At 67.1% G+C, this 20,778-nt stretch carries 19 protein-coding genes; 7 read left to right on the top strand and 12 right to left on the bottom strand.

What is annotated here, in order from left to right; genetic code table 11:
* The first annotated feature begins 18 nt into the window (after positions 1–18).
* Positions 19–1,986: a M1 family aminopeptidase gene (locus ASG75_RS12375; RefSeq protein ID WP_056389802.1), complete on the top strand. Its 1,968-nt coding sequence runs from the start codon at positions 19–21 to the stop codon at positions 1,984–1,986.
* Positions 1,987–2,184: 198 nt separating this feature from the next.
* Here ASG75_RS12375 and ASG75_RS12370 read toward each other — a convergent pair whose 3' ends face one another.
* Positions 2,185–2,700, bottom strand: a complete 516-nt coding sequence (locus ASG75_RS12370) for a lipocalin-like domain-containing protein (RefSeq protein ID WP_056389799.1) — start codon at positions 2,698–2,700, stop codon at positions 2,185–2,187.
* A gap of 324 nt (positions 2,701–3,024) precedes the next feature.
* Between ASG75_RS12370 and ASG75_RS12365 the strand changes: the two genes are divergently transcribed.
* The gene (locus tag ASG75_RS12365) at positions 3,025–3,882 is read left to right on the top strand and encodes a LysR family transcriptional regulator (protein ID WP_056389796.1); all 858 of its coding nucleotides are present in this window, start codon (positions 3,025–3,027) and stop codon (positions 3,880–3,882) included.
* A gap of 83 nt (positions 3,883–3,965) precedes the next feature.
* Here the strand turns inward: ASG75_RS12365 and ssb are convergent, their stop codons facing one another.
* The 10 genes from ssb to ASG75_RS12320 all read right to left on the bottom strand — a co-directional run bounded on the left by ssb (position 3,966) and on the right by ASG75_RS12320 (position 15,895).
* The gene (ssb, locus tag ASG75_RS12360) at positions 3,966–4,469 is read right to left on the bottom strand and encodes a single-stranded DNA-binding protein (RefSeq protein WP_056389793.1); all 504 of its coding nucleotides are present in this window, start codon (positions 4,467–4,469) and stop codon (positions 3,966–3,968) included.
* A gap of 174 nt (positions 4,470–4,643) precedes the next feature.
* Entirely contained in the window at positions 4,644–5,333 is a 690-nt protein-coding gene (locus tag ASG75_RS12355) for a response regulator transcription factor (protein WP_056389790.1), read from the bottom strand.
* Positions 5,330–7,993, bottom strand: coding sequence for a sensor histidine kinase KdpD (locus ASG75_RS12350; RefSeq protein ID WP_056389788.1), 2,664 nt, complete (start codon positions 7,991–7,993; stop codon positions 5,330–5,332). Before ASG75_RS12350 ends, ASG75_RS12355 begins: the two co-directional genes overlap by 4 nt.
* A 39-nt stretch (positions 7,994–8,032) precedes the next feature.
* Positions 8,033–8,617 (bottom strand): potassium-transporting ATPase subunit KdpC, encoded by a 585-nt coding sequence (gene kdpC, locus ASG75_RS12345; RefSeq protein ID WP_056389785.1) that lies wholly within the window; start codon positions 8,615–8,617, stop codon positions 8,033–8,035.
* 10 nt (positions 8,618–8,627) lie between these two features.
* On the bottom strand, positions 8,628–9,425 hold the full coding sequence (locus ASG75_RS12340) for a TorF family putative porin (protein WP_056389782.1): 798 nt from the start codon (positions 9,423–9,425) through the stop codon (positions 8,628–8,630).
* Positions 9,425–11,497 (bottom strand): potassium-transporting ATPase subunit KdpB, encoded by a 2,073-nt coding sequence (gene kdpB / locus ASG75_RS12335; protein WP_056389779.1) that lies wholly within the window; start codon positions 11,495–11,497, stop codon positions 9,425–9,427. Before kdpB ends, ASG75_RS12340 begins: the two co-directional genes overlap by 1 nt.
* A gap of 3 nt (positions 11,498–11,500) precedes the next feature.
* The gene (gene kdpA, locus ASG75_RS12330; RefSeq protein WP_056389776.1) at positions 11,501–13,279 is read right to left on the bottom strand and encodes a potassium-transporting ATPase subunit KdpA; all 1,779 of its coding nucleotides are present in this window, start codon (positions 13,277–13,279) and stop codon (positions 11,501–11,503) included.
* Positions 13,276–13,368, bottom strand: coding sequence for a K(+)-transporting ATPase subunit F (gene kdpF / locus ASG75_RS16035; RefSeq protein ID WP_082547600.1), 93 nt, complete (start codon positions 13,366–13,368; stop codon positions 13,276–13,278). Before kdpF ends, kdpA begins: the two co-directional genes overlap by 4 nt.
* Before the next feature lie 254 nt (positions 13,369–13,622).
* Complete coding sequence (locus tag ASG75_RS12325) at positions 13,623–14,594, bottom strand: DedA family protein/thiosulfate sulfurtransferase GlpE (protein ID WP_200935705.1); 972 nt, start codon at positions 14,592–14,594, stop codon at positions 13,623–13,625.
* Positions 14,595–14,692: 98 nt separating this feature from the next.
* On the bottom strand, positions 14,693–15,895 hold the full coding sequence (locus tag ASG75_RS12320; RefSeq protein WP_056389771.1) for an MFS transporter: 1,203 nt from the start codon (positions 15,893–15,895) through the stop codon (positions 14,693–14,695).
* Positions 15,896–16,027: 132 nt separating this feature from the next.
* On the opposite strand from ASG75_RS12320, the gene ASG75_RS12315 reads away from it, so the two are divergent.
* The 5 genes from ASG75_RS12315 to ASG75_RS12295 all read left to right on the top strand — a co-directional run bounded on the left by ASG75_RS12315 (position 16,028) and on the right by ASG75_RS12295 (position 20,478).
* Positions 16,028–17,029, top strand: a complete 1,002-nt coding sequence (locus ASG75_RS12315; protein WP_056389766.1) for a polyprenyl synthetase family protein — start codon at positions 16,028–16,030, stop codon at positions 17,027–17,029.
* Positions 17,030–17,335: 306 nt separating this feature from the next.
* A complete protein-coding gene (locus ASG75_RS12310; RefSeq protein ID WP_056389763.1) occupies positions 17,336–17,956 on the top strand; it encodes a YceI family protein in 621 nt (206 codons plus the stop codon).
* Positions 17,953–18,528: a cytochrome b gene (locus ASG75_RS12305; protein ID WP_056389760.1), complete on the top strand. Its 576-nt coding sequence runs from the start codon at positions 17,953–17,955 to the stop codon at positions 18,526–18,528. The genes ASG75_RS12310 and ASG75_RS12305 overlap by 4 nt, the downstream gene beginning before the upstream one ends.
* Positions 18,525–19,073 (top strand): YceI family protein, encoded by a 549-nt coding sequence (locus tag ASG75_RS12300; protein WP_056389757.1) that lies wholly within the window; start codon positions 18,525–18,527, stop codon positions 19,071–19,073. The genes ASG75_RS12305 and ASG75_RS12300 overlap by 4 nt, the downstream gene beginning before the upstream one ends.
* Positions 19,074–19,083: 10 nt before the next feature.
* Positions 19,084–20,478, top strand: a complete 1,395-nt coding sequence (locus tag ASG75_RS12295) for a GTP-binding protein (protein WP_056389754.1) — start codon at positions 19,084–19,086, stop codon at positions 20,476–20,478.
* Between the two features lie 37 nt (positions 20,479–20,515).
* Here the strand turns inward: ASG75_RS12295 and ASG75_RS12290 are convergent, their stop codons facing one another.
* Entirely contained in the window at positions 20,516–20,746 is a 231-nt protein-coding gene (locus ASG75_RS12290; protein WP_056389751.1) for a glutaredoxin family protein, read from the bottom strand.
* Between the last annotated feature and the right edge of the window lie 32 nt (positions 20,747–20,778).

Raw genomic sequence — 20,778 nt, 5'->3', positions numbered from 1 at the left:
CCCTCAAGGCACTGCACGATGAAGTTAGCGATTTCCCTCGCCATCACGGCCGCCACCCTGCTGGCCGCGCCTGCGTTCGCCGCCGACGGCGCCACGGCGCGCTTCGACCCGCTGCAGACCTTCGCCCCGTACAGCTACCCGCAGCCGGCCACCGCCTATCGCTCGGCCAGCGGCAAGCCCGGCCCGCTGTTCTGGCAGAACCGCGCCGACTACACGATCACCGCCACGCTCGATCCGGCCACGCGGCAGCTGCGCGGCAGCGAGGTGATCAGCTACACCAACCACAGCCCCGACGCGCTCGACGTGCTGTGGCTGCAGCTGGACCAGAACCGCTATCGCCACGACGCCCGCGGCGCGTTCACCAGCAAGTTCCCCACCGAGTTCACCGACGGCTACCAGATTGCCTCGGTCGAAGTGGACGACGCGCACGGTCGCAGGCAGCCAGTGAAATGGCTGGTTTCCGACACGCGCATGCAGGTGCAACTGCCCGCGGCGCTGAAGGGCAACGGCGGCAGCCTGCGCCTGCACATCGCGTGGAGCTACACCGTGCCCGGCGAATTCGGCGGGCGCACCGACGTCAATCCCAGCAAGAACGGCGAGATCTTCGAGATCGCGCAGTGGTACCCGCGCATGGCCGTGTACGACGACCTGCGCGGGTGGGACACCGCGCCCTACCTCAATAGCGAGTTCTACCTGGAATACGGCGACTTCGACTACGCGATCACCGTGCCGTGGGACATGGTCGTGGCCGGCTCCGGCGAGCTGGTGAACCCCGACGAGGTGCTGACGAAGACCGAACGGCAGCGGCTGGAGCAGGCCCGCCACAGCGACGCCACGGTGATGATCCGCACGCCGGAAGAAGTCACCCAGCCGTCCAGCCGTCCAAAACAGAGCGGCACGCTGACCTGGCACTTCCGCATGCAGAACACCCGCGACGTGGCGTTTGGCGCCTCGAAGGCGTTCGTGTGGGACGCCGCGCGGATCAACCTGCCCGAGGGCAAGACCGCGCTGGCGATGTCGGTCTATCCCGCCGAAAGCGGCGGCAACGCCGCCTGGGGCCGCGCCACCGAATACCTCAAGGCTTCCACCGAACACTTCTCGAAGCAGTGGTATCCCTACCCGTGGCCGGTGGCGATCAACGAGGCCGGCACCGCTGGCGGCATGGAATACCCGGGCATCACCTTCGACCACAAACTGGCCAAGGGCAGCAAGCTGCACATGGTGATCGCGCACGAGATCGGCCACAGCTGGTTCCCGATGATCGTGGGCAGCAACGAGCGCCGCGACGCGTGGATGGACGAGGGCTTCAACACCTTCATCGACGTCTACGAAGACGACGCCTTCAACCACGGCGAATACGCGCCCAAGCGCGACAGCGAATACGCGCCCGGCGGCGGCAACCCGGCCGACGAGATCGCCGCCGTGCTGGCCGATCCCGCCGCACCCGCCCTGCTCAACGGCGCCGACATGACGCCGGAGAAGTACCGCCACCCGATCAGCTACTTCAAGGGCGCGTTCGGCCTCGTGCTGCTGCGCGAACAGATCATCGGGCCGGAACGCTTCGACCCGGCGTTCCGCCGCTACATCGCCACCTGGGCGTACAAGCACCCGAGCCCGTCGGACTTCTTCCGCTTCATGGAAAGCGACACCGGCGAAGACCTGGGCTGGTTCTGGCGCGGCTGGTTCCAACACAACTGGCAATTCGACATCGCCGTGCAAAAAGCCGCCTACACCGACGGCGACTACCGCAAGGGCCTCGACGTCACCGTCGCCAACCTCGACCAGCTCGTTCTCCCCGCCACCCTCGAAGTGACCTACGACGACGGCAGCAAGCAGGACGTGCGTGTGCCGTGGGAAACCTGGCAGCAACACCGCAGCTACGTCGTGCACGTGGACGGCACGCGCAAGGCGAAGTCCGTCAGTATCGATCCGACGCATGCGCTACCCGACGTCGACCGTGGCAACAACACGGTGCAGCTGAAGTAAGCCGCTGCGAAACACTCTGTTACAGGCTCGTTCTCCACGGCCGTCATTCCTGCGAAGGCAGAAATCGCTCTACAACAGTGAAGTGCGATCCCTGCCTTCGCAGGGATGACGGCAAAGAGAGGCGAACGACTCTGAAACGCAGGGATCCGTATCAATAGATGTCCACGACGGGATCTCGAAAGCGTATATCCACGCGCCTCAATCAACGCGTAGTTTCTTCCACCCCGTCATCGGGATATCGCCATTCGGTCGCGGCGGCACCTCGTAGCTCAGCACGTCACCGCTCAGCACATAACTGCGCACCTGGGTAGCTCCCTCCCAATTCGGATACGTCGCTCCCTCGATACGGAAGGTAAGCGTGCCCTTCACGGGGTCGATATCGACGGTGCCGAAATGAGCGCTTGCTCCCAGCGTGGCAGCCCGGAATTCACCTGGCGTCCCTGCCTTCTTGTCATTGGCGGCGAACCTGGGGCGCGAGTTGTCGAGGACAAACAGCGAGTAGTGCCCGGCATGATCGATCTGCAGCCTGCCCTTGGGAGCATCGCCGTAGTCATGTGTGCGCGTTCCATCCGGATGTTTGACGTCGGCAAAGGCAAGCGTCCAGGTGCCTTCGATGGCAGCCACTGTATTCATTTTATCGGGCTCCGAGGCGGTGACCGCGTGGATCGGGAGAAGGGTCAGAAGGGCGAATAGAAATGTCTTTGCTGATTTCATGACTGGATATCCTGCAAGGTTCTGCCAAATCGGCGGTGTGGTTGCCTGATGCATTCGTCCTTTCGGTGTTCTGTTGTGCTTTCCATGCGGACGGATCGGCCCATCGGAGCGTGCGACGCGAATCGACGACATGGCCGTGCAGCGTCAGCAGACCGCGCCAGAGCGAGCGCATGAGCACGTACCTGTTTAGGTGATGACTGGAAGCCGGCCAACGAAAGATTTGCCGCTTCGATGGACGATGTGCGGCGCAGTGTGTGCGCTATCATCCATTTAGAAAACATATGAATACGTATTTCAGTCATTTAAAAATGACATGGATAAGCCATGAAATCCCTCGACCTGGATGCCGTCAAGGCTTTTGTCCTGACCGCCGAACTACAGAGCTTCACCCGCGCCGCAGACGCGCTGGACAGCACGCAATCGGCGATCAGCCTGAAATTGCGCCGGCTGGAAGACCAGTTGGGCCGACGGCTGCTGGAGCGAACGCCGCGCCAAGTGCGGCTATCTGCCGAGGGGGCCGCTTTCATGGAGGCCGCGCGCGAGTTGGTTGGGGCGCATGAACGCGCCATCGCCTCATTTGAAGTGAAGCAGCGCCGACTGGTTATCGGCATCAGCCACCAACTGGTGGGCAGCGAGTTGCCCGGCTTGTTGCGTTGGATGAACGAGCACGATCCGAATCTGCTGATCGAGCTACGCGTGGCCGGCTCGAACGAAGTGCTCAAGGCCTATGACGATGGCGCGCTGGATGCTGCCCTGGTATTGCAGCCGGAAGATCGTCGTCGCAACGGCGAAGTGCTGTTCGCCGAATCGTTCGCCTGGATCGCCGCCCCGCACTGGCAGCCGCGTGCAGGTCAACCGTTGCCGCTAGCGACCCAGGGGGAAACATGCAGCATCCGTGCGGCAGCGGTCCGTGCGCTTGATAGTGCCGGCATCGCCTGGACGGAGGTGTTTATCGGCAAGGGCGCCGCCGTGGTGGGGGCTGCAGCGACGATTGGATTGGCAGTTGCCGTGCTGCCGAAGCGTGCTGCGCCGTCTGGCACCATCGATATTGGCCACGCGCTTTCATTGCCTCCGCTACCCACGCACGAGGTGGTGCTGTATTCGGCGCTGCATGACCGCCGATCGCGCAATGCGCTGCATACGCTGGCGATGGCATTCAAAAATCTGTCTAAAGCTACCTAGTCGAAAACAAAGCGGGAAAGAAAAAGCCCCTGCAAGAGCAAGGGCTTTTCAAACTTAAATCAACACTTCTAGATAGGTGTCCTCTAGAACGGGATCTCGTCGTCCGCGAAGCCGCTGTCGGCCGGAGCCGGGGCTTGGCGCTGGCTGCCGTAGTCGTCGCCGCCGCGCGATTGACCGCCGCCCTGGCGCTGGCCGCCGCCGCTCTGCGGGCGTTCGCGCTGGAAGCCGCCACCGCCCGCGCCGCCTTCACTGCCGCCGCCGAGCATCTGCATCTCGCTGGCGATGATGTCGGTGAAGTACTTTTCGACGCCGTCCTTGCCGGTGAACTTGTCGGTGCGGATGGAACCTTCGATGTAGACCTGACGCCCCTTCTTCAGGTACTCGCCGGCGATCTCGCCGAGACGACCGAAAATCTTGATACGGTGCCACTCGGTACGTTCCTGCTTCTCTCCGGACTGCTTGTCGGTCCAGGATTCGGAGGTGGCCAGACTGAAGCTGCAGATGCTGGTGCCACCGCCGGTGCTGCGCAGCTCCGGATCCGAGCCCAGGTTGCCGATCAAGATGACTTTGTTGACGCCACGTGCCATGGGAATGTCCTCGTTGAGCCGGCCGCAAGTATGCGATGGGTTGCGGCCGGAGTGGTGAATCAGGCTGGCTATCATAACCGCGGGAAGGGCCGAGTCCAGACGCGGAAAACCTGAACCGCGGGTCGGCGCCGTCCGCTGCCGGCGGTCGGCACCGACCCGCGGATGCCGGGGCGTTCAGTTCACGATGAAGCGGTGGCCCACGCCGGGCTCGGTCTTCAGCCAGCGCGGGTTGGCCGGGTCGTCGCCCAGTTTCTGCCGCAGCTTGCCGATCACGATACGCAGATACTGGCTGTCACTGGTGTGGGTTGGTCCCCACACCTCGCGCAGCAGCTGTTGCTGGGTGACCACGCGACCGGCGTGCTGCAGCAACAGCGCCAGCACGGCGTATTCCTTGCGGGTCAGTGCCAGCGGCGCACCGTCCAGGCTCACCTCGCGGCGCGCCAGGTCGACGGCCAGATGGCCGTCGTCGTAACGCGGCGGATGTTCCGGCTCGCCCGGCCGGTTGCGCAGCAGTGCGCGCAGCCGCGCCATCAGTTCCTGGATGCCGAACGGCTTGGTCATGTAGTCGTTGGCGCCGTGGTCCAGCGTACTCACCTTCTCGCTCTCGGCGTTGCGCACCGACAGCATCAGCACCGGCAGCTGGCTCCACTGGCGCAGCTCGACCAGTACCGCGTGACCCTCCATGTCGGGCAGACCGAGGTCGAGGATCACCAGGTCCGGCGACTGCGTGGCCGCCAGCGCCAGGCCTTCCTCACCGGTGGCGGCCAGCAGTACCTCGTAGCCTTCGGCGCGCAGGCCGATGTCGAGGAAGCGGCGAATCTGCGGTTCGTCGTCGATCACCAGCACGCGGGGCGAGGCATTCATGGCGCACGGTCGGGGGGTGGAGGCAGCGGCAGGGTAATACGGATCGTGCTGCCGCCGCCGTCGCGCGGCAACGCTTCCACGCTGCCGCCATGGGCGCCGATCATGCCGCGGCAGATCGCCAGGCCGAGGCCGGTGCCCTGGCTGGCGCGGTCGCCACGCGACACCGAATAGAACATGTCGAAGATCAGCGCCCGCTCCGCCTCCGGGATGCCGGGGCCGCGATCGCTGACGTCGATCAGCAGCCGGTCGCCCTCGCCGCGCACCACCAGTTGCACCGCTTCGTCGGCGGGCGAGAAGCGCGCGGCGTTCTCCAGGATGTTGAACAGCGCCTGTTCGATCAGCGCCGGATGCACGAACAGCAGCAGCGTGTCGGGCGGCAGCATGGTCTCCACCCGCAGGGTCGGGAACAGCTTGCACAGGCGACCGACCGCGGCGGCGACGATCTCGGCGACATCGGTCCAGTCGCGGTTGAGCTTGAGCGTGCCGTGGCCGAGCCGGGTCATGTCGAGCAGGTTCTGGATGTAGCGGTCCAGCCGCTGGCCCTCGCCCAGGATCGCCTCCAGCAACTCGCGGCGCTCGCCCGGCGGCAGCTGTTCGCCGTAGCTGGCCAGCGTGTCGGCCGCGCCGATCATCGAGGCCAGCGGCGAGCGCAGGTCGTGCGATACGGACGACAGCAGCGCGTTGCGCAGACGCTCGGTCTCGCCCTGCACGCGGGCGCCCTCCAGTTCGTCGGCCAGGCGCGCGCGTTCCAGTGCCTGGCCGATGTCCTGCACCATCGCCAGCGCCAGGCTGCGCTGGTCCTGGTCGGGCGCGCTGCTGTCCGCGGCAAAACGCAATGCGGCCACGCCAAGCCGGTTTTCCTCGCCGCCGAACGGCAGCATCCAGCACGGCGCGGCGTTGAGCGTATCGGTATGCCGCCCGGCCTGTGCCGCGTGCCGTTCGCTCCAGTCGGCGGCGGCCAGGTCCTGCGTCGACAAGGCGAATTCATGCGGCGCGCAGGCAGCTACCTGCAACCGGCCGCCGGCATCGCGGACGAGGATCGTCGCCTCGCCGCGCAAGGCCTGCGCCAGGGCGATGGCGCCCGCTTTGCGGATGCCCTCGGCGTCGGTGCTGGCGGCCAGCCGCTGGCCCAGCACCAGCCGCGCGCGCGACTGCACCTGGGCACCGCGCAGCGATTCCACCTGGCTGGCCAGCCGCGTCGCCAGGTGGCTGCACACCAGCGCCACGATCAGGAACAGGCTGACCGCCAGCACGTCGTCGAAATTCGCGATCGCCAGCGTGTAGCGTGGCGGCGCGAAGAAGAAGTTGTCGCCGAGAAAACACAGCATGGCGGTATAGACGGCCACCATCATGCGCGTGCGTACCGCCACCGCCAGCACCGCGGTGAGGAAGATCAGCGACAGATTGGCCACCGACAGGTAGCGATCGGCGACAAACGACAGGCCCAACGCGACCAGCGCGGCGAGTGTGGCGTAGACGTATTCGCCGCGCGAACCCCGCCCGCCGGGAAAACGCAGCCGTCGCCGCGACGCCGCCCGCTCGCTCGGCGTGGCGATGATGGTCAGCTCCAGGTGCGCGCCGCGGCGCAGCAGCTGCTGGGTCAGCGAGCGGCCGACCATGCGCGCCAGCAGGCGCTCGCGGGTACGCCCCAGCAGGATCTGGCCCACGCCCTCGCGGTCGGCATGCGCCAGCAGTTCGTCGGCGATGGTCGCGCCGCGCAGCACCACGGTGTCGCCGCCGAGCCGGCGCGCCAGCCGCAGCGCCGCTTCCAGCCGTTCACGCCGGGCCGGCTCCAGCCGTGCGCCGGTGTCGACGAAGGCTACGCTCCACGGCGCGCCGCGGCGCTCGGCGATGCGCCGCGCCACGCGCACCAGGTATTCGCTCTGCGCATGGCCGTCGATCGCCGCCAGCACGCGCCGGCGCACCGGCATCGTGCCGCCGCGCGCCAGCATCGACTCGCGCAGGTCGCTGTCGACGTGGCCGGCCATGGTGTCCATCGCCAGCTCGCGCAGCGCGCCCAGGTTGGTCGGCGAGAAGAACGCATCCAGCGCCGCCGCTGCAGTCTCCGGCACGTAGACCTTGCCCTGCTTCAGCCGCCCGATCAGTTCGCGCGGCGGCAGGTCGACCAGCACGATGTCGCGGGCGCGGTCGAGGAACGCATCCGGCACCCGCTCGCGCACGTTGACCCCGGTGATCCGCCGCACCTGGTCGGCGAGGCTCTCCAGATGCTGCACGTTCAGCGCGGTGTATACCTCGATGCCGGCGTCGAGCAGCTCGGCGATGTCCTGCCAGCGCCGCTCGTGCCGCCCGCCGGGCAGGTTGCTGTGGGCCAGCTCGTCCACCAGCAGCACGGCCGGCCGGCGCTCCAGCGCGGCATCCAGATCGAACTCCGTGAAATCGCGGCCCTGATAGTTCACCTTCCGGCGCGACAGCACCTCCAGCCCTTCCAGCAGCGCCGCCGTCTCGGCGCGGCCGTGCGTCTCGACCAGGCCGACCACCACGTCCACGCCCTGCCGCTTCAACTCGCGCGCGGCCGACAGCATGGCGTAGGTCTTGCCGACGCCCGCCGCGGCGCCGAGGAACACCTTCAGCCGCCGGCTGTCGTCGTGCGCCGTGCCGAGCAGGGCATCGGCGCGTGCTTCGCGGGAGGGTTCGCTCATGCCAGGGTCGGTCCGGGAAATGGCGTTACGGTAGCGCGATCAGCTGCCATGCGTCTGCGCCGCATCCAGCGCCAGGTTGAGCTGCAGCACATTCACCCGCGGCTCACCGAGCAGGCCGAACTGGCGGCCGCGGGTGCATGCGTTCACCAGCGCCTGCACCCGCGCAGGACTCAGTCCACGCGCCCTTGCCACCCGCGCCAGTTGGTACTGCGCCGCGGCGGGACTGATCTCCGGATCGAGTCCGCTGCCCGAGGCGGTGACCAGGTCCACCGGCACCGGCGCGCTGTTGCCCGGATCGGCCGCGTGTAGCGCGGCGATGCGCTGCTTCACCGCCTCGGTCAGCGCCGGATTGGTCGGACCCTGGTTGGAACCCGACGAAGCGCTGGCGTTGTACGCATTCGGCGAGGTCGCCGACGGCCGGCCCCAGAAGTACTTCGGGTCGCTGAACGACTGGCCGATCAGCACGGAGCCGATCGGCCCGCCATCCTTCACGATCAGGCTGCCGTTGGCCTGGTGCGGGAAGATCAGCTGGGCCAGCCCGGTGGTGGCCAGCGGATAGAGCACGCCGGTGATCACGGTCATCAGCAACAGCAGGACGAAGGATTGTCGTAACAGTTTGCTCATGGGATGTTCCTCAGAAATTTCCTTGCAGCATCACGAAGCCGCGCGAACCGCCGACATTGCGTGTGTCACTGGCGTCGAGGAAGCTGGAAGTGCGGCGGTAGAAATCCGCATGGGTGGCATAGGTGAGGCCCGCACTCAGCGACCAGTGCGTGGCGAGCTGGTACTTCAGCGTGGCACCGAAATCGCTGTAGCTGGGGTCGCGCGCACTACTGGCCAGCGGTGTGACCAGGGTGGTGGTGTAGTGCGTGTGGCCGGCGTGCAGCGCCAGACTCCATGCGTCGTTCAACGGGAACGCGGCGTCCAGCTGCAGGTAACCGGTGCCTTTCGAATCGCCACGATAGCCCTGCTCGGTGTCCACGCCGAAGTAGTCGGTGAACGCATGGTTGTACTTCAGCGTGAACTGCTTCCAGGTCAACGCGGCATTGGCCTCGACCGTGTTGAGCGAGCGCGACGCCAACCCGGCCTGATCGAGGCTGGCACCGGGATAGACATAGCCATAGATGCCGGCGCGCCACGACCAGTCGCTGTTGATCGCCTGACCGTAGCTGGCATACAGATCCAGCTCCATCGCGCCGCCCGGATAGCTGCGCTCGCTGATGCTGGAACCCCAGAAGCCGGCGGCGAAACCGTTCGGGTTGGCGTAGTCGGCACCACCCTGGATCGCCGGGCGACCCCAGCTCTGGGTGAGGCCGCGGAACATGTAGTCGGAGGTCAGCGCGATATTGCCGGTGATGTTGCTTGCCAGCATGCCGTCGGCGAGGCCAGGGACGAGTGCCGCGGCGAGCGTGGCGATGACAAGGATGCGCATCAGGACAGCCCCAGCAGGACCAGCGACAGGTCGATCAGCTTGATGCCGAGGAACGGCACCACGATGCCGCCCAGGCCGTAGACCAGCAGGTTGCGGCGCAGTAGTGCACCGGCGCCGAGTGCGCGGTACTTCACGCCTTTCAGCGCCAGCGGGATCAGGAAGATGATGATCAGCGCGTTGAAGATCACTGCCGACAGGATCGCGCTCTGCGGTGTCGCCAGATGCATCACGTTGAGCACGTTGAGCGCCGGGTAGGTAGTCGCGAACGCAGCCGGGATGATCGCGAAATACTTCGCGATGTCGTTGGCGATCGAGAACGTGGTGAGCGAGCCGCGGGTGATCAGCATCTGCTTGCCGATCTCCACCACCTCGATCAACTTGGTCGGGTTGGAATCGAGGTCGACCATGTTGCCGGCCTCTTTCGCGGCCTGCGTACCGGTGTTCATCGCCACCGCCACGTCGGCCTGCGCCAGCGCCGGTGCATCGTTGGTACCGTCACCACACATCGCCACCAGCCGGTTCTCGGCCTGGATGCTGCGGATGAGTTTCAGCTTCGCTTCCGGCGTGGCCTCGGCGAGAAAATCATCGACGCCAGCCTCCGCTGCAATAGCCGCAGCCGTGAGCGGATTGTCGCCGGTGATCATGATGGTCTTGATGCCCATCTTGCGCATCTCGGCGAAACGCTCCTTGATGCCACCCTTGACGATGTCTTTCAGCTCGATCACACCCAGCGCACGATCGCCCTCGGTCACGATCAGCGGGGTGGCGCCACGCCGCGCGATGTCCTCGGCCATGCGCTTGACCAGCGGCGGCAGGTGGCTGTTCTGCGCCTGCAGATGTTTCTCCACGGCGTCCAGCGCGCCCTTGCGGATCTGCCGCGTACCGAAATCGACGCCGCTCATGCGCGTCTGCGCGGTGAACGGCACGAACTGCGCGTGCATCGCCTCGAGCTGCTGCTCGCGCAGGCCGAAGTTGTCCTTCGCCAGCACCACGATGCTGCGACCTTCCGGCGTTTCGTCGGCCAGCGAGGCCAGCTGCGCGGCCTCGGCCATGATCTTTTCGTCGATACCCGGCGCCGGGTAGAACGCCACCGCCTGGCGATTGCCCAGGGTGATCGTGCCGGTCTTGTCCAGCAACAGCACGTCGACGTCGCCGGCCGCCTCGACCGCGCGGCCGGAAGTGGCGATCACGTTGGCGCGAATCATCCGGTCCATCCCGGCAATGCCGATCGCCGAAAGCAGTGCACCGATCGTGGTGGGGATCAGACAGACCAGCAGCGCGATCAATACGGTCAGCGTGATCGGGTTGCCGCTACCGGCCACCTGCACGCTGTAGATCGAGTACGGCAGCAAGGTGGCGCAGGCGAGCAGGAAGATCAGGGTGAACTTCGCCAGCAGGATCGTCAGCGCGATCTCGTTCGGCGTCTTGCGCCGCCTGGAGCCTTCCACCATCGCGATCATGCGGTCGAGGAAGCTCTCGCCCGGATTGCTGGTGATGCGGACTACCAGCCAGTCCGACAGCACGCGGGTGCCGCCGGTAACCGCGCTGCGGTCGCCGCCGGACTCGCGGATCACCGGCGCGGATTCGCCGGTGATCGCGCTCTCGTCCACGCTGGCCGCGCCGATCACCACCTCGCCGTCACCGGGCATTTGCTCGCCTGCCTCGACCAGCACGTGATGGCCGCTGCGCAACTCGCTGGACGGCGTGAAGGTGATCGCCGCGTTGCGGTCGGCCGCGGCGAGCTTCTTCGCGATAACGTCCTTGCGCGAGCCGCGCAACGCATTGGCTTGCGCCTTGCCGCGGCCTTCGGCCAGTGCCTCGGCGAAGTTCGCGAACAGCAGGGTGAACCATAGCCACAGGCTGACCCAGAAGATGAAGCCGGTGGGCGCCTCGCCGCGGCCGGCCAGCGCCTGCACCCACAGCGCCGTGGTCAGCACGCTGCAGACGAACACCACGAACATCACCGGATTGCGGAACTGCATCCGTGGCGACAGCTTGCGGAACGCATCGGCCATCGCCGTGAGAATCAGCTCGCGATCGAAGCCACCAACAGCTTGAGTATGTGCGGTCATGGTTCAGTGTCCCGACATCAGGGATTCGGCGATCGGCCCCAGGGCCAGTGCCGGCAGGAAGGTGAGTGCGCCGACCACGATCACCACGCAGGCCAGCAGCGTGACGAACAACGGCGTATGCGTCGGCAGCGTGCCGGCGGATTCGGGCACGTGACGCTTGGCGGCGAGCGAGCCGGCCATGGCCAGCATCGCGATGGCGAGCGGGAAGCGCGCGAAGAACATGCAGATGCCCAGCAGCACGTTCCAGAACGGCGTGTTCGCCGAGAGACCACCGAACGCACTGCCGTTGTTGTTCGACGCCGAGCTGACCGAGTAAAGGATCTCGCTGAAGCCGTGCGCGCCGGGGTTGGCGATGCCTGCCACGCCGGCCGGCACCATCACCGCGATCGCCGTGCCGATCACCACCAGTGCACACGGCAGCAGCACCGCGAGGCTAGCCATCTTCATCTCGTAGGCTTCGATCTTCTTGCCGAGGTATTCCGGCGTGCGGCCCACCATCAGCCCGGCGATGAACACCGCGACGACAGCAAAGGCAAGCATGCCGTACAGGCCCGAGCCGACGCCGCCGAAAATCACCTCACCCAGCTGGATCAGCCACATCGGTACCAGGCCGCCGAGTGGGGTGAACGAGTCGTGCATCGCGTTCACCGAGCCATTCGACGCGGCCGTGGTCGCGGTGGCCCACAACGTGGAGTTGACGATGCCGAAGCGCGTCTCCTTGCCTTCCATGTTGCCGCCGGCCTGCAACGCCGAGGCGTGCTGGTCGACACCCAGCGGTGCCAGCGCGGGATTGCCAGCCTGCTCCGCCGCCGTGCAGGCCAGCAGCAGCGGCACGAAGATCAGCAGCATCGCCAGCAGCAGCGCCCAGCCCTGGCGGCGGTCGCCGACCATCATGCCGAAGGTGTAGCAGAGCGCCGCGGGAATCAGCAGGATCGAGAGCAGCTCGAGAAAATTGCTGAACGGCGTGGGGTTCTCGTACGGATGTGCCGAGTTCACGTTGAAGAACCCGCCGCCATTGGTGCCCAGCTGCTTGATCGCAATCTGCGAGGCCGCCGGGCCCATCGGCAGGGTCTGCGTGGTGACCGGAACGTCGCGCGTCACGCTATTGCCGGCGGCGTCCTTTACCGTCTCCGTGTAGCTGGTGGCCTGTACCACCGGCACGTCCGCATAGGGCCTGAAGTTCTGCACCACACCCTGCGATACCAGCAGCAAGGTCAGCAGCAGCGACAGCGGCAGCAGCACATACAGCGCGCTGCGCGTGAGATCGATCCAGAAATTACCGATGGTGAGCGCGCTGCGCCGGCTGAAGCCGCGCACCACCGCCACCAGCACCGCGATGCCGGTCGCTGCGGACAGGAAGTTCTGCACCGCCAGTCCCAGCATCTGGGTCAGGTAGCTCATCGTCGACTCGCCGCCGTAACCCTGCCAGTTGGTATTGGTGATGAAACTGATCGCCGTGTTCATCGACGACTCGGCCGACACTGCGCCGAAATGCTGTGGATTGAGCGGCAACCACCCCTGCAGGCGTTGCAGCGCATACACCACCAGCAGACCGAGCACACTGAACAGCAGCATGGCCAGCGCATAGCGCTTCCAGCTCATCTCCTCGCTGCTGCGGATGCCGCACAAGCGATAGATGCCGCGCTCCATGCGGCCGCCGAAGCGGGTGATGCGGTTCGGCGCATCGGCGAACACCAGCGCCATGTAGCTGCCGACCGGCTTCACCAGCAGCAGCAAGACGAGCAGGAACAGGCCGGTCTGCAGGAAATCGTTGGTGGTCATTCGAACCACTCCGGTTTGAGCAGGGCCACGCACAGGTAGCCGGTCAACGCCACCGCGATCAGCGTGGCGAGGACATAAAGGACATTCATGGCAGGGAACTCACGCTTGGGAAGGCGGATGAGGAGAGCGGCAGGCGCGGCTCACTTGCGCGGGCTGAGCCGGTCGCAGAGCAGCAGGAAGCCGAGCGCGGCCGCGCACAGCACGAGCAGGAACAACAGGTAGACGAAATCCATCGGGGTCGCCTCACGGGATGAGGCGGGCACTGTAGGAAGCGCCGCATAAGAAAGGGGTAGCGATTCGGCCGATCCGCGTATGCAACGCGTAAATTTTCGGCGCGTAGCGATCAGCCGGTAGCGCGTGCGACCCCGTCATCCGCAACGCCCACCGGCGAAGGCAGCCGGTCGACCGGATAGCCGGCCGCGTCCCACGCCTCCAGCCCGCCCAGCAATGGGCGCACCCGGCGGTATCCCTGGGCGATCAGGACCTTGGCGACCCTGGCCGCGGACACCTCGTTCGGGCAGTTGCAGTAGACCACCAGCTCGCGATCGAACGAAATGTCGTGCACGCTGCGGTCGATGCCGCGGTTGTCGAGCAGCAGTGCGCCGGGAAGCACCCGCGCATCGAGCAGCCGCGATCCTTCCGCCCGCACGTCGAGCACCACCGGTGCCGGCTCCGACTTCAACGCGCGCTCCAGCTCCTCGACCGTGATGCGCGCCATCCGCAGCGTGCGCAGCAGGTGCCGGCGCTGCCACCAGCGCGCGACGACATACAGCGCCAGCAGGCCCAGCAGCACCTCCAGCGCGAGCGTGCCGGCATTCGCGATGGCGGCCAGCAGGTCGTCGATTTGCGCGGCGAAGGCATAGCCCAGCCCGATCGCCACGACCGCCCATAGCAGCGAGCCCAGTCCGTCGAACAGCACGAACGCGGACGGTGCCAGGCCCATCGCGCCCACCAGCGGCGGCGCCACCGTGGCCAGCCCGGGCACGAACTTGGCGATCAGCAGGACCTGTCCGCGCCAGCGCTGGAACTGCAGTTCGGAGCGCTGCACGCACGAATCCGGTGACAGCGAGATGCGGCACAGCAGGCGCATCACGCCCGCGCCGTAGCGCCGGCCGGCCGCGTACCACAGTGCGTCGCTGAGCAAGCAGGCGATCACGGTGACCAGCAGCACGCCGACCACCGGCACCTGCCCGCCCGCCGCCAACGCACCGGCCACCACCAGCGTCGGCACCGCCGGCACCGGCGCACCGAGCTGGGTCACCAGCACGTTGAGGAACACCAGCAGCACGCCGTACTGCGCGATCAGCGCGATGATTTCATGAGCCATCGGAGCGGTACCCGGTGCACGATGCGGCCACGCCGCGCGCACCCATGATTGGGCCGCCGGGCGGCTATTGCAAACCCCTCGGGTTCCTAAACGGGCAGTGCCTGTGCGACGGCCGCGCGACCGATCCGCCGCGAGCCGGCGATCACCAGCGGCAGCCACAGCAGGGTCAGCGCCGCGGCGCAGACGAACACGCCGTCGGGGCCGAGCCGGCCCAGCGCGATGCCGCCCAGCGTGCCACCCACGAAGGCGCCGAGGAACTGGCTGGTCGAATACGCGCCCATCGCGGCACCGCGCAGGTGCGCCGGCGCCAGCCGCGAGACCAGGCTGGGCAGTGCTGCCTCCAGCAGGTTGAACGCGGAGAAGAACACCGCCGCGGCCACGCCGAACGCGGCCAGGTGGCTGCCGGACAGCGCGAAACCGAGCAGGGCCAGCCCGATCGCCACCACGCACACCATAACGATGCGCAGGCTCTGCGCGATCTCGCGCATGTGGTGCATGGTCGCGCCCATCACGAACGCGGCCACCGTCATCACCGGCAGGTACAGCTCCCAATGCCGGTTCACCGGCAGGTGCAACGTGTCCGCCAGCAGCAACGGCAGGCCGACGAAGCTGGCGGTGAGCAGCGCATGCAGGAAGAACACCGAGCCGTTCAGCACCAGCATGCGGCTGTCGCGCAGCATCGCCAGTACCGGGCCGAAACCCGCCGCGGCCGGTGCGCGCGGGCGCTCCGGCGTAGGCACGATCAGCCACAGCAGCAGCAATGAAACCAGCGCCAGGATCGAGGTGGCGGCAAACAGGCCGGGCAGCCCGGCGATCGCCTCCAGCGGCGGTCCCAGGATCAGCGCCAGCAGGAACGCCAGGCCGATCGACACGCCGATGATGCCCATCACCTTGCCGCGGTTTTCCTCGGCGGTGAGATCCGCCGCCAGCGCGATGCCCGCGCCGGCCACCGCGCCCATGCCCTGCACCGCGCGGCCGATCACGATGCCGGTCAGCGTATGCGACATCGCCGCGATCAGCCCGCCGATGGCAAACAGGATCAATCCCAGGGTGATCGCCGGCTTGCGCCCGACGCGGTCGGACAGCAGCCCCAGCGGGATCTGCAGCAGTACCTGGCCGATGCCGTAGACGCCCAGCGCCAGCCCGATCATGAAGCCGGTGGAGCCGGGCATCGTCTTCGCGTACAGCGAGAACACCGGCATGATCAGGAACAGGCCGAACAGGCGCAGGCTGATCACGCAGGCCAGCGTCAGCGCGCTGCGCAGTTCCAGGCTCGTGAGTTTGCTCACCGGGGGAGAGGTGTCGATAGGGGCATTGCCGGCATTATAGGGTCGCGCCCCGCGCAGCGGTTTGTGGCGACATGTCGCGGCGCAACTTCCTGCACCCTCTATAATCACGTCCTACGCCGCTGTGATGCCTCCATGAATTCGATGCCCGCCGACGCCACCCGCCCCGCCGACTTCGCCCAGGTGCGCGACCTCGCCGCCGCCGACATGCAGCGTGTCGACGCGCTGATCCGCCAGCGGCTGTCTTCCGACGTGGTGCTGATCAACCAGATCGCCGACCACATCATCGCCGGCGGCGGCAAGCGGCTGCGCCCGATGTTGCACGTGCTGGCCGCCGGTGCCGCCGGCTACCACGGCGAACACCACACCAAGCTCGCCGCGATCATCGAGTTCATCCACACCTCGACCCTGCTGCACGACGACGTGGTCGACGAATCCGACCTGCGCCGCGGCCGCAAGACCGCCAACGCGCTGTGGGGCAATGCCGCCAGCGTGCTGGTCGGCGACTTCCTGTATTCGCGCTCATTCCAGCTGATGGTGGAACTGGACGACATGCGCATCATGCGCATCCTCGCCGACACCACCAACACCATCGCCGAAGGCGAGGTGCTGCAGTTGCTCAACATCGGCAACGCCGACGTGAGCGAGGCTGCTTATCTCGCCGTGATCGAACGCAAGACCGCCGTGCTGTTCGCCGCCGCCACCGAACTGGGCGGCATCCTCGGCGGCCTGCCCGAAGAGCAGGTGGATGCGCTGCGCCGCTACGGCATGGAACTGGGCTACGCGTTCCAGATCGCCGACGACCTGCTCGACTACACCAGCGACGCCGGCACGCTGGGCAAGAACATCGGCGACGACCTCGCCGAGGGCAAGCCGACCCTGCCGCTGATCTACGCGCTGGAAAAGGCCAACCCGGAGCAGGCGCAGTCGCTGCGCCACGCGATCGAGCACGGCGGCCTCGACTCGCTGGATCGCATCATCGCCTCGATCCGCGACTCCGGCGCGCTGGAACGCACCCGCGAGCGTGCCCTGCTGCACGCCCGTGCCGCCCGCGCCGCCCTCGCCACCCTGCCCCCCTCAGCCCACCGCGACGCGCTGGCCACCCTGGCCGACTACTCGGTGCAGCGCACGTTCTGAAGACGTGGCGGCTTCGACAGCAAACTCTGCCTGCCGAAGCCTTCCGTTCGCCCTCGCCTGTCGCTCCTTCCATTTGTCCCGAGCCTGCCCCCTTCCGTTCGTCCTGAGCCTGTCGAAGGACGAACGGAAGGATCTGATGGCCCAGCGTCACGCAACGCCCTTCGACAAGCTCAGAGCCTGCCCCGGACTTGATCCGGGGGCGAACGGGTTTTTTCGGCGAGCCTCGCCGATTGGCTCGCCCCCGGAAACCCATTGTTCAGCCACCGGCGCTGGCAGCCTCGGCGTCAATCGGCCAGACTTCACCGCATGTTCCGTTTGCACTCAATCCGCTGGCTGTGGTGTCTCGCGGCGACCCTGCTACCGCTGGCGGCGGCGCATGCCGCCGGGGACGGCTGGCGCTACGACACGGTGCACAGCCAGGTCGTCTTCAGCATCAGCCACAACGGCTATTCGCGACCGTTCGGGCGGCTGCACATCGCGCGCGGCTGGCTGCGTTTCGACCCGGGCGACTGGAGCACGGCAGCCACCGAACTGGACATCGACCTGGCCAGCCTGGACATGGGCGACGCCGACTGGAACAAGGCGGTGTGCAAGCCGGCCCTGCTCGACTGCGCGAACCACCGCTACGCGCATTTCCGCAGCACCGGTGTCGAGCGCACGGACGACCAGCACGGCGTGTTGCACGGCCAGTTGACCCTGCGCGGCGTCACCCGTCCGCTGGATCTGGCGTTCACTTTCAACCGCGCCGCCAAGACCATCTACGAATCGCACAAGGTGGCCGGCTTCTCGGCCACCGCCAGCCTGGACCGCAACAGCTTCGGCATCACCGCCAACCCCAACTCGATCGGCGCGCAGGTCAGCGTGTGGCTGGAACTGGAGGCGACCAGCGACGAGCACGCCGTTCCACCCATGAAGGAGCAACCATGAGTTTGCGCAGCAACGACCGCCAGTGGGGTTCGGTCGCCAAATTCTTCCACTGGGTCATCGCGCTGGGCATCCTCGGCAACGGCTTGTTCGGCTTGCTGATGGACCTGGCGCATTCACCGATGCAGAAGATCAACTGGCTGGCCCTGCACAAGTCGATCGGCCTGACCGTGCTGGCGCTGGTGCTGCTGCGCATCGCGTGGCGCTGGGCCGACCGCCGTCCGCCCGACGAGCCCATGCCACGCTGGCAGCGACTCACCGCGCAAGCGGCGCATGGCGTGCTGTACGTGCTGATCGTGCTGCTGCCGCTCAGCGGCTGGTGGTTCAATTCGGTCACCGGCAAACCGCTGCAGTGGTTCAAGCAGTTCAACCTGCCGGCGCTGGTGGCGAAGAACGACGCGCTGCGCGATTTTGCGCACGGCGTGCACGAGTACCTGTTCTGGTTCCTGCTGCTGGTGTTGGTGGCGCATGTCGGCGGTGCACTGAAACATCATGTGTTCGACAACGACAACGTGCTGCGCCGGATGCTGCCGTTCGGCCGTCTGCGCCCCCCTTCCGAAGGAGACCACCGATGAAACGTCTCGCCATCCTGCTGCTGGCGCTCGCCCTGCCTTGCGCCGCGGCTGCCACCGATTACGCCGTGCAGCCGGCGGGCAGCACGCTCGGCTTCAGCAACACCTTCCAGGGTGAATCGTTCAACGGCCGGTTCGGCCAGTGGACCGCGGCGATCCGCTACGACGCGGCGAACCTCGCCAACTCGAAGTTCGACGTGGAAGTGACCCTGTCCAGCGTGAAGACCGGCGACGCCGATCGCGACGGCGCGCTGCCCGGCGCGGATTTCTTCGACACGGCGAAATTCCCGAAAGCCCATTTCGTCACCACCGGCTTCCGCCAGAGCGGCGGCAAGGTGATCGCCGACGGCACGCTCACCTTGCGCGGCGTGACCAAACCGGTGAGCCTCGAGGTGACGTTCAAGCCGCGGGCCGGCGGCGCCACGCTGGACGTGGCCGGCATGGTGAAGCGGCTGGACTTCGGCGTGGGCACCGGCGACTACGCCGACACCTCGGTGATCGGCGGCGACGTGAAGGTCACCGCGCACCTGCAGCTGGCACCGAAGTAACCCCGCCGCGATGGCGAGCGACACGTTGTGGCAACGCCTGCGCGGCCTGATCAGGCCCGGCTCGATCAGGCCCGACCGGATCAGGCCTGATCCGGGCCGCCCCGTGGCCACGCCGCCACCCCGCGACACGGTCGGTTCGACGCGGGTCGCCGACAGTCTGCGTGCGCTGCTGGACGATCCGACCATCCCGGCCGCGCTGCGCAGCGAGCTGGCCAGCGACTTCGCGCGCATCGAGGCCATGCTGCACAAGCTCGAGCGCGGCGAATTGCACGTCGCCGTGTTCGGCCGCGTCTCCGCCGGCAAGTCGGCGCTGGGCAATGCCCTGCTCGGCCGCGAGGCGTTCACGGTGGGCGTCCTGCACGGCACCACCACCGATGCCGAACACGCGATGCTGGACGAGGCGCAGCACGACGGCCTGGTGCTGATCGACACGCCTGGCATCAACGAACTCGACGGCGAGGCGCGCGAGCGCCTGGCGTTCGAGGTGGCCGAGGTCAGCGACCTGGTGGTGTTCGTCTGCGATGGCGACCTTACCCGCGAGGAACTCGACGCGCTGAAGACGCTCGCCGCCACCCAGCGCCCGCTGCTGCTGGCGCTGAACAAGGCCGACCGCTACGGCCGCGACGAACTGGACAGCCTGCTGCAGCACCTGCGCCTGCGCGTGGCCGGCCTGGTGCGCGCGGAAGACGTGCTTGCGGTGGCGGCGCATCCTGCCGCGCAACGCGTGGTCGAGGTCGACGCGCGCGGGCACGAACAGGTGCGCGAGCAACCACGTCTTCCCGACGTCGCCGCCCTGCGCGAGCGCCTGCTGGCGATCGCCGCGCGCGAAGGCAAGACGCTGTCGGCGATCAACGCCGGCTTGTACGCCGGCCGGCTCACCGATCAGGTCAGCGCACGCATTGCGCAGACGCGTCAGGCCGTGGCCGCGAAACTGATCCGCCAATACTGCCTCGCCAAGGGCGTGGCGGTGGCGCTGAACCCGATCCCGGTGGCCGACCTGCTCGCCGCCGCCGGGCTGGACGCGGCGATGGTGGTGCAGCTGTCGCGGGTCTACGGCCTGCCGCTGACCCGTGCCGAATCCGGCCGGCTGGTGGCGGTGATCTCGGCGCAACTGGCCGCGCTGATGGGTGCGATCTGGGGCATGCAACTGGTCGCCTCGGCATTGAAAGGCATGAGCGCCGGCCTGTCGGTCGTGGTCACCGCCGCGGCGCAAGGCGCGCTGGGCTGGTACGCCACCGTGCTGATCGGCCGCGCCGCCGAACGCTACCTGATCGCCGGCAAGTCCTGGGGCGAAGCCGGCGCCAAACGCGCCGTCGCCGACATCGTCGCCAGCCTCGACCGCGACTCGATCCTGCGCGAGGCGCGCGAGGAAATCCTCAAGCGGTTGAAAGCCCGCCGCGCTTAGCCCCTCCTAACCTCCCCCTGCTGGCAGGGGAGGGAGTTCACTTCGCCAGAAATGCGCGCACCGCGGCCGCATCGAATGGCCAATCCAGTTCACGCCCGTCCCGCCCATCACGCAATACCGGCACGCGGGTGCCGTAAAGCTGTTCCAGCGCAGCGCTGTCATCCACCCACACGCTGTCGAAATCCGGCGCGCGCGCCTCGGCCAGCACGGCCAGTGCGAGGTCGCACAGGTGACAGTAGTCGCGCTGGTACAGGATCAGGTCGGGCATGCGGCTGCGAATGGGCGGGGGTGCCGCGTAGA

The organism is Rhodanobacter sp. Soil772 (assembly GCF_001428385.1).
In the GTDB taxonomy this organism is placed as follows: domain Bacteria; phylum Pseudomonadota; class Gammaproteobacteria; order Xanthomonadales; family Rhodanobacteraceae; genus Rhodanobacter.
Note: the sequence above shows the minus strand (reverse complement) of the source record. Positions and strands in the feature narration are given on the sequence as shown.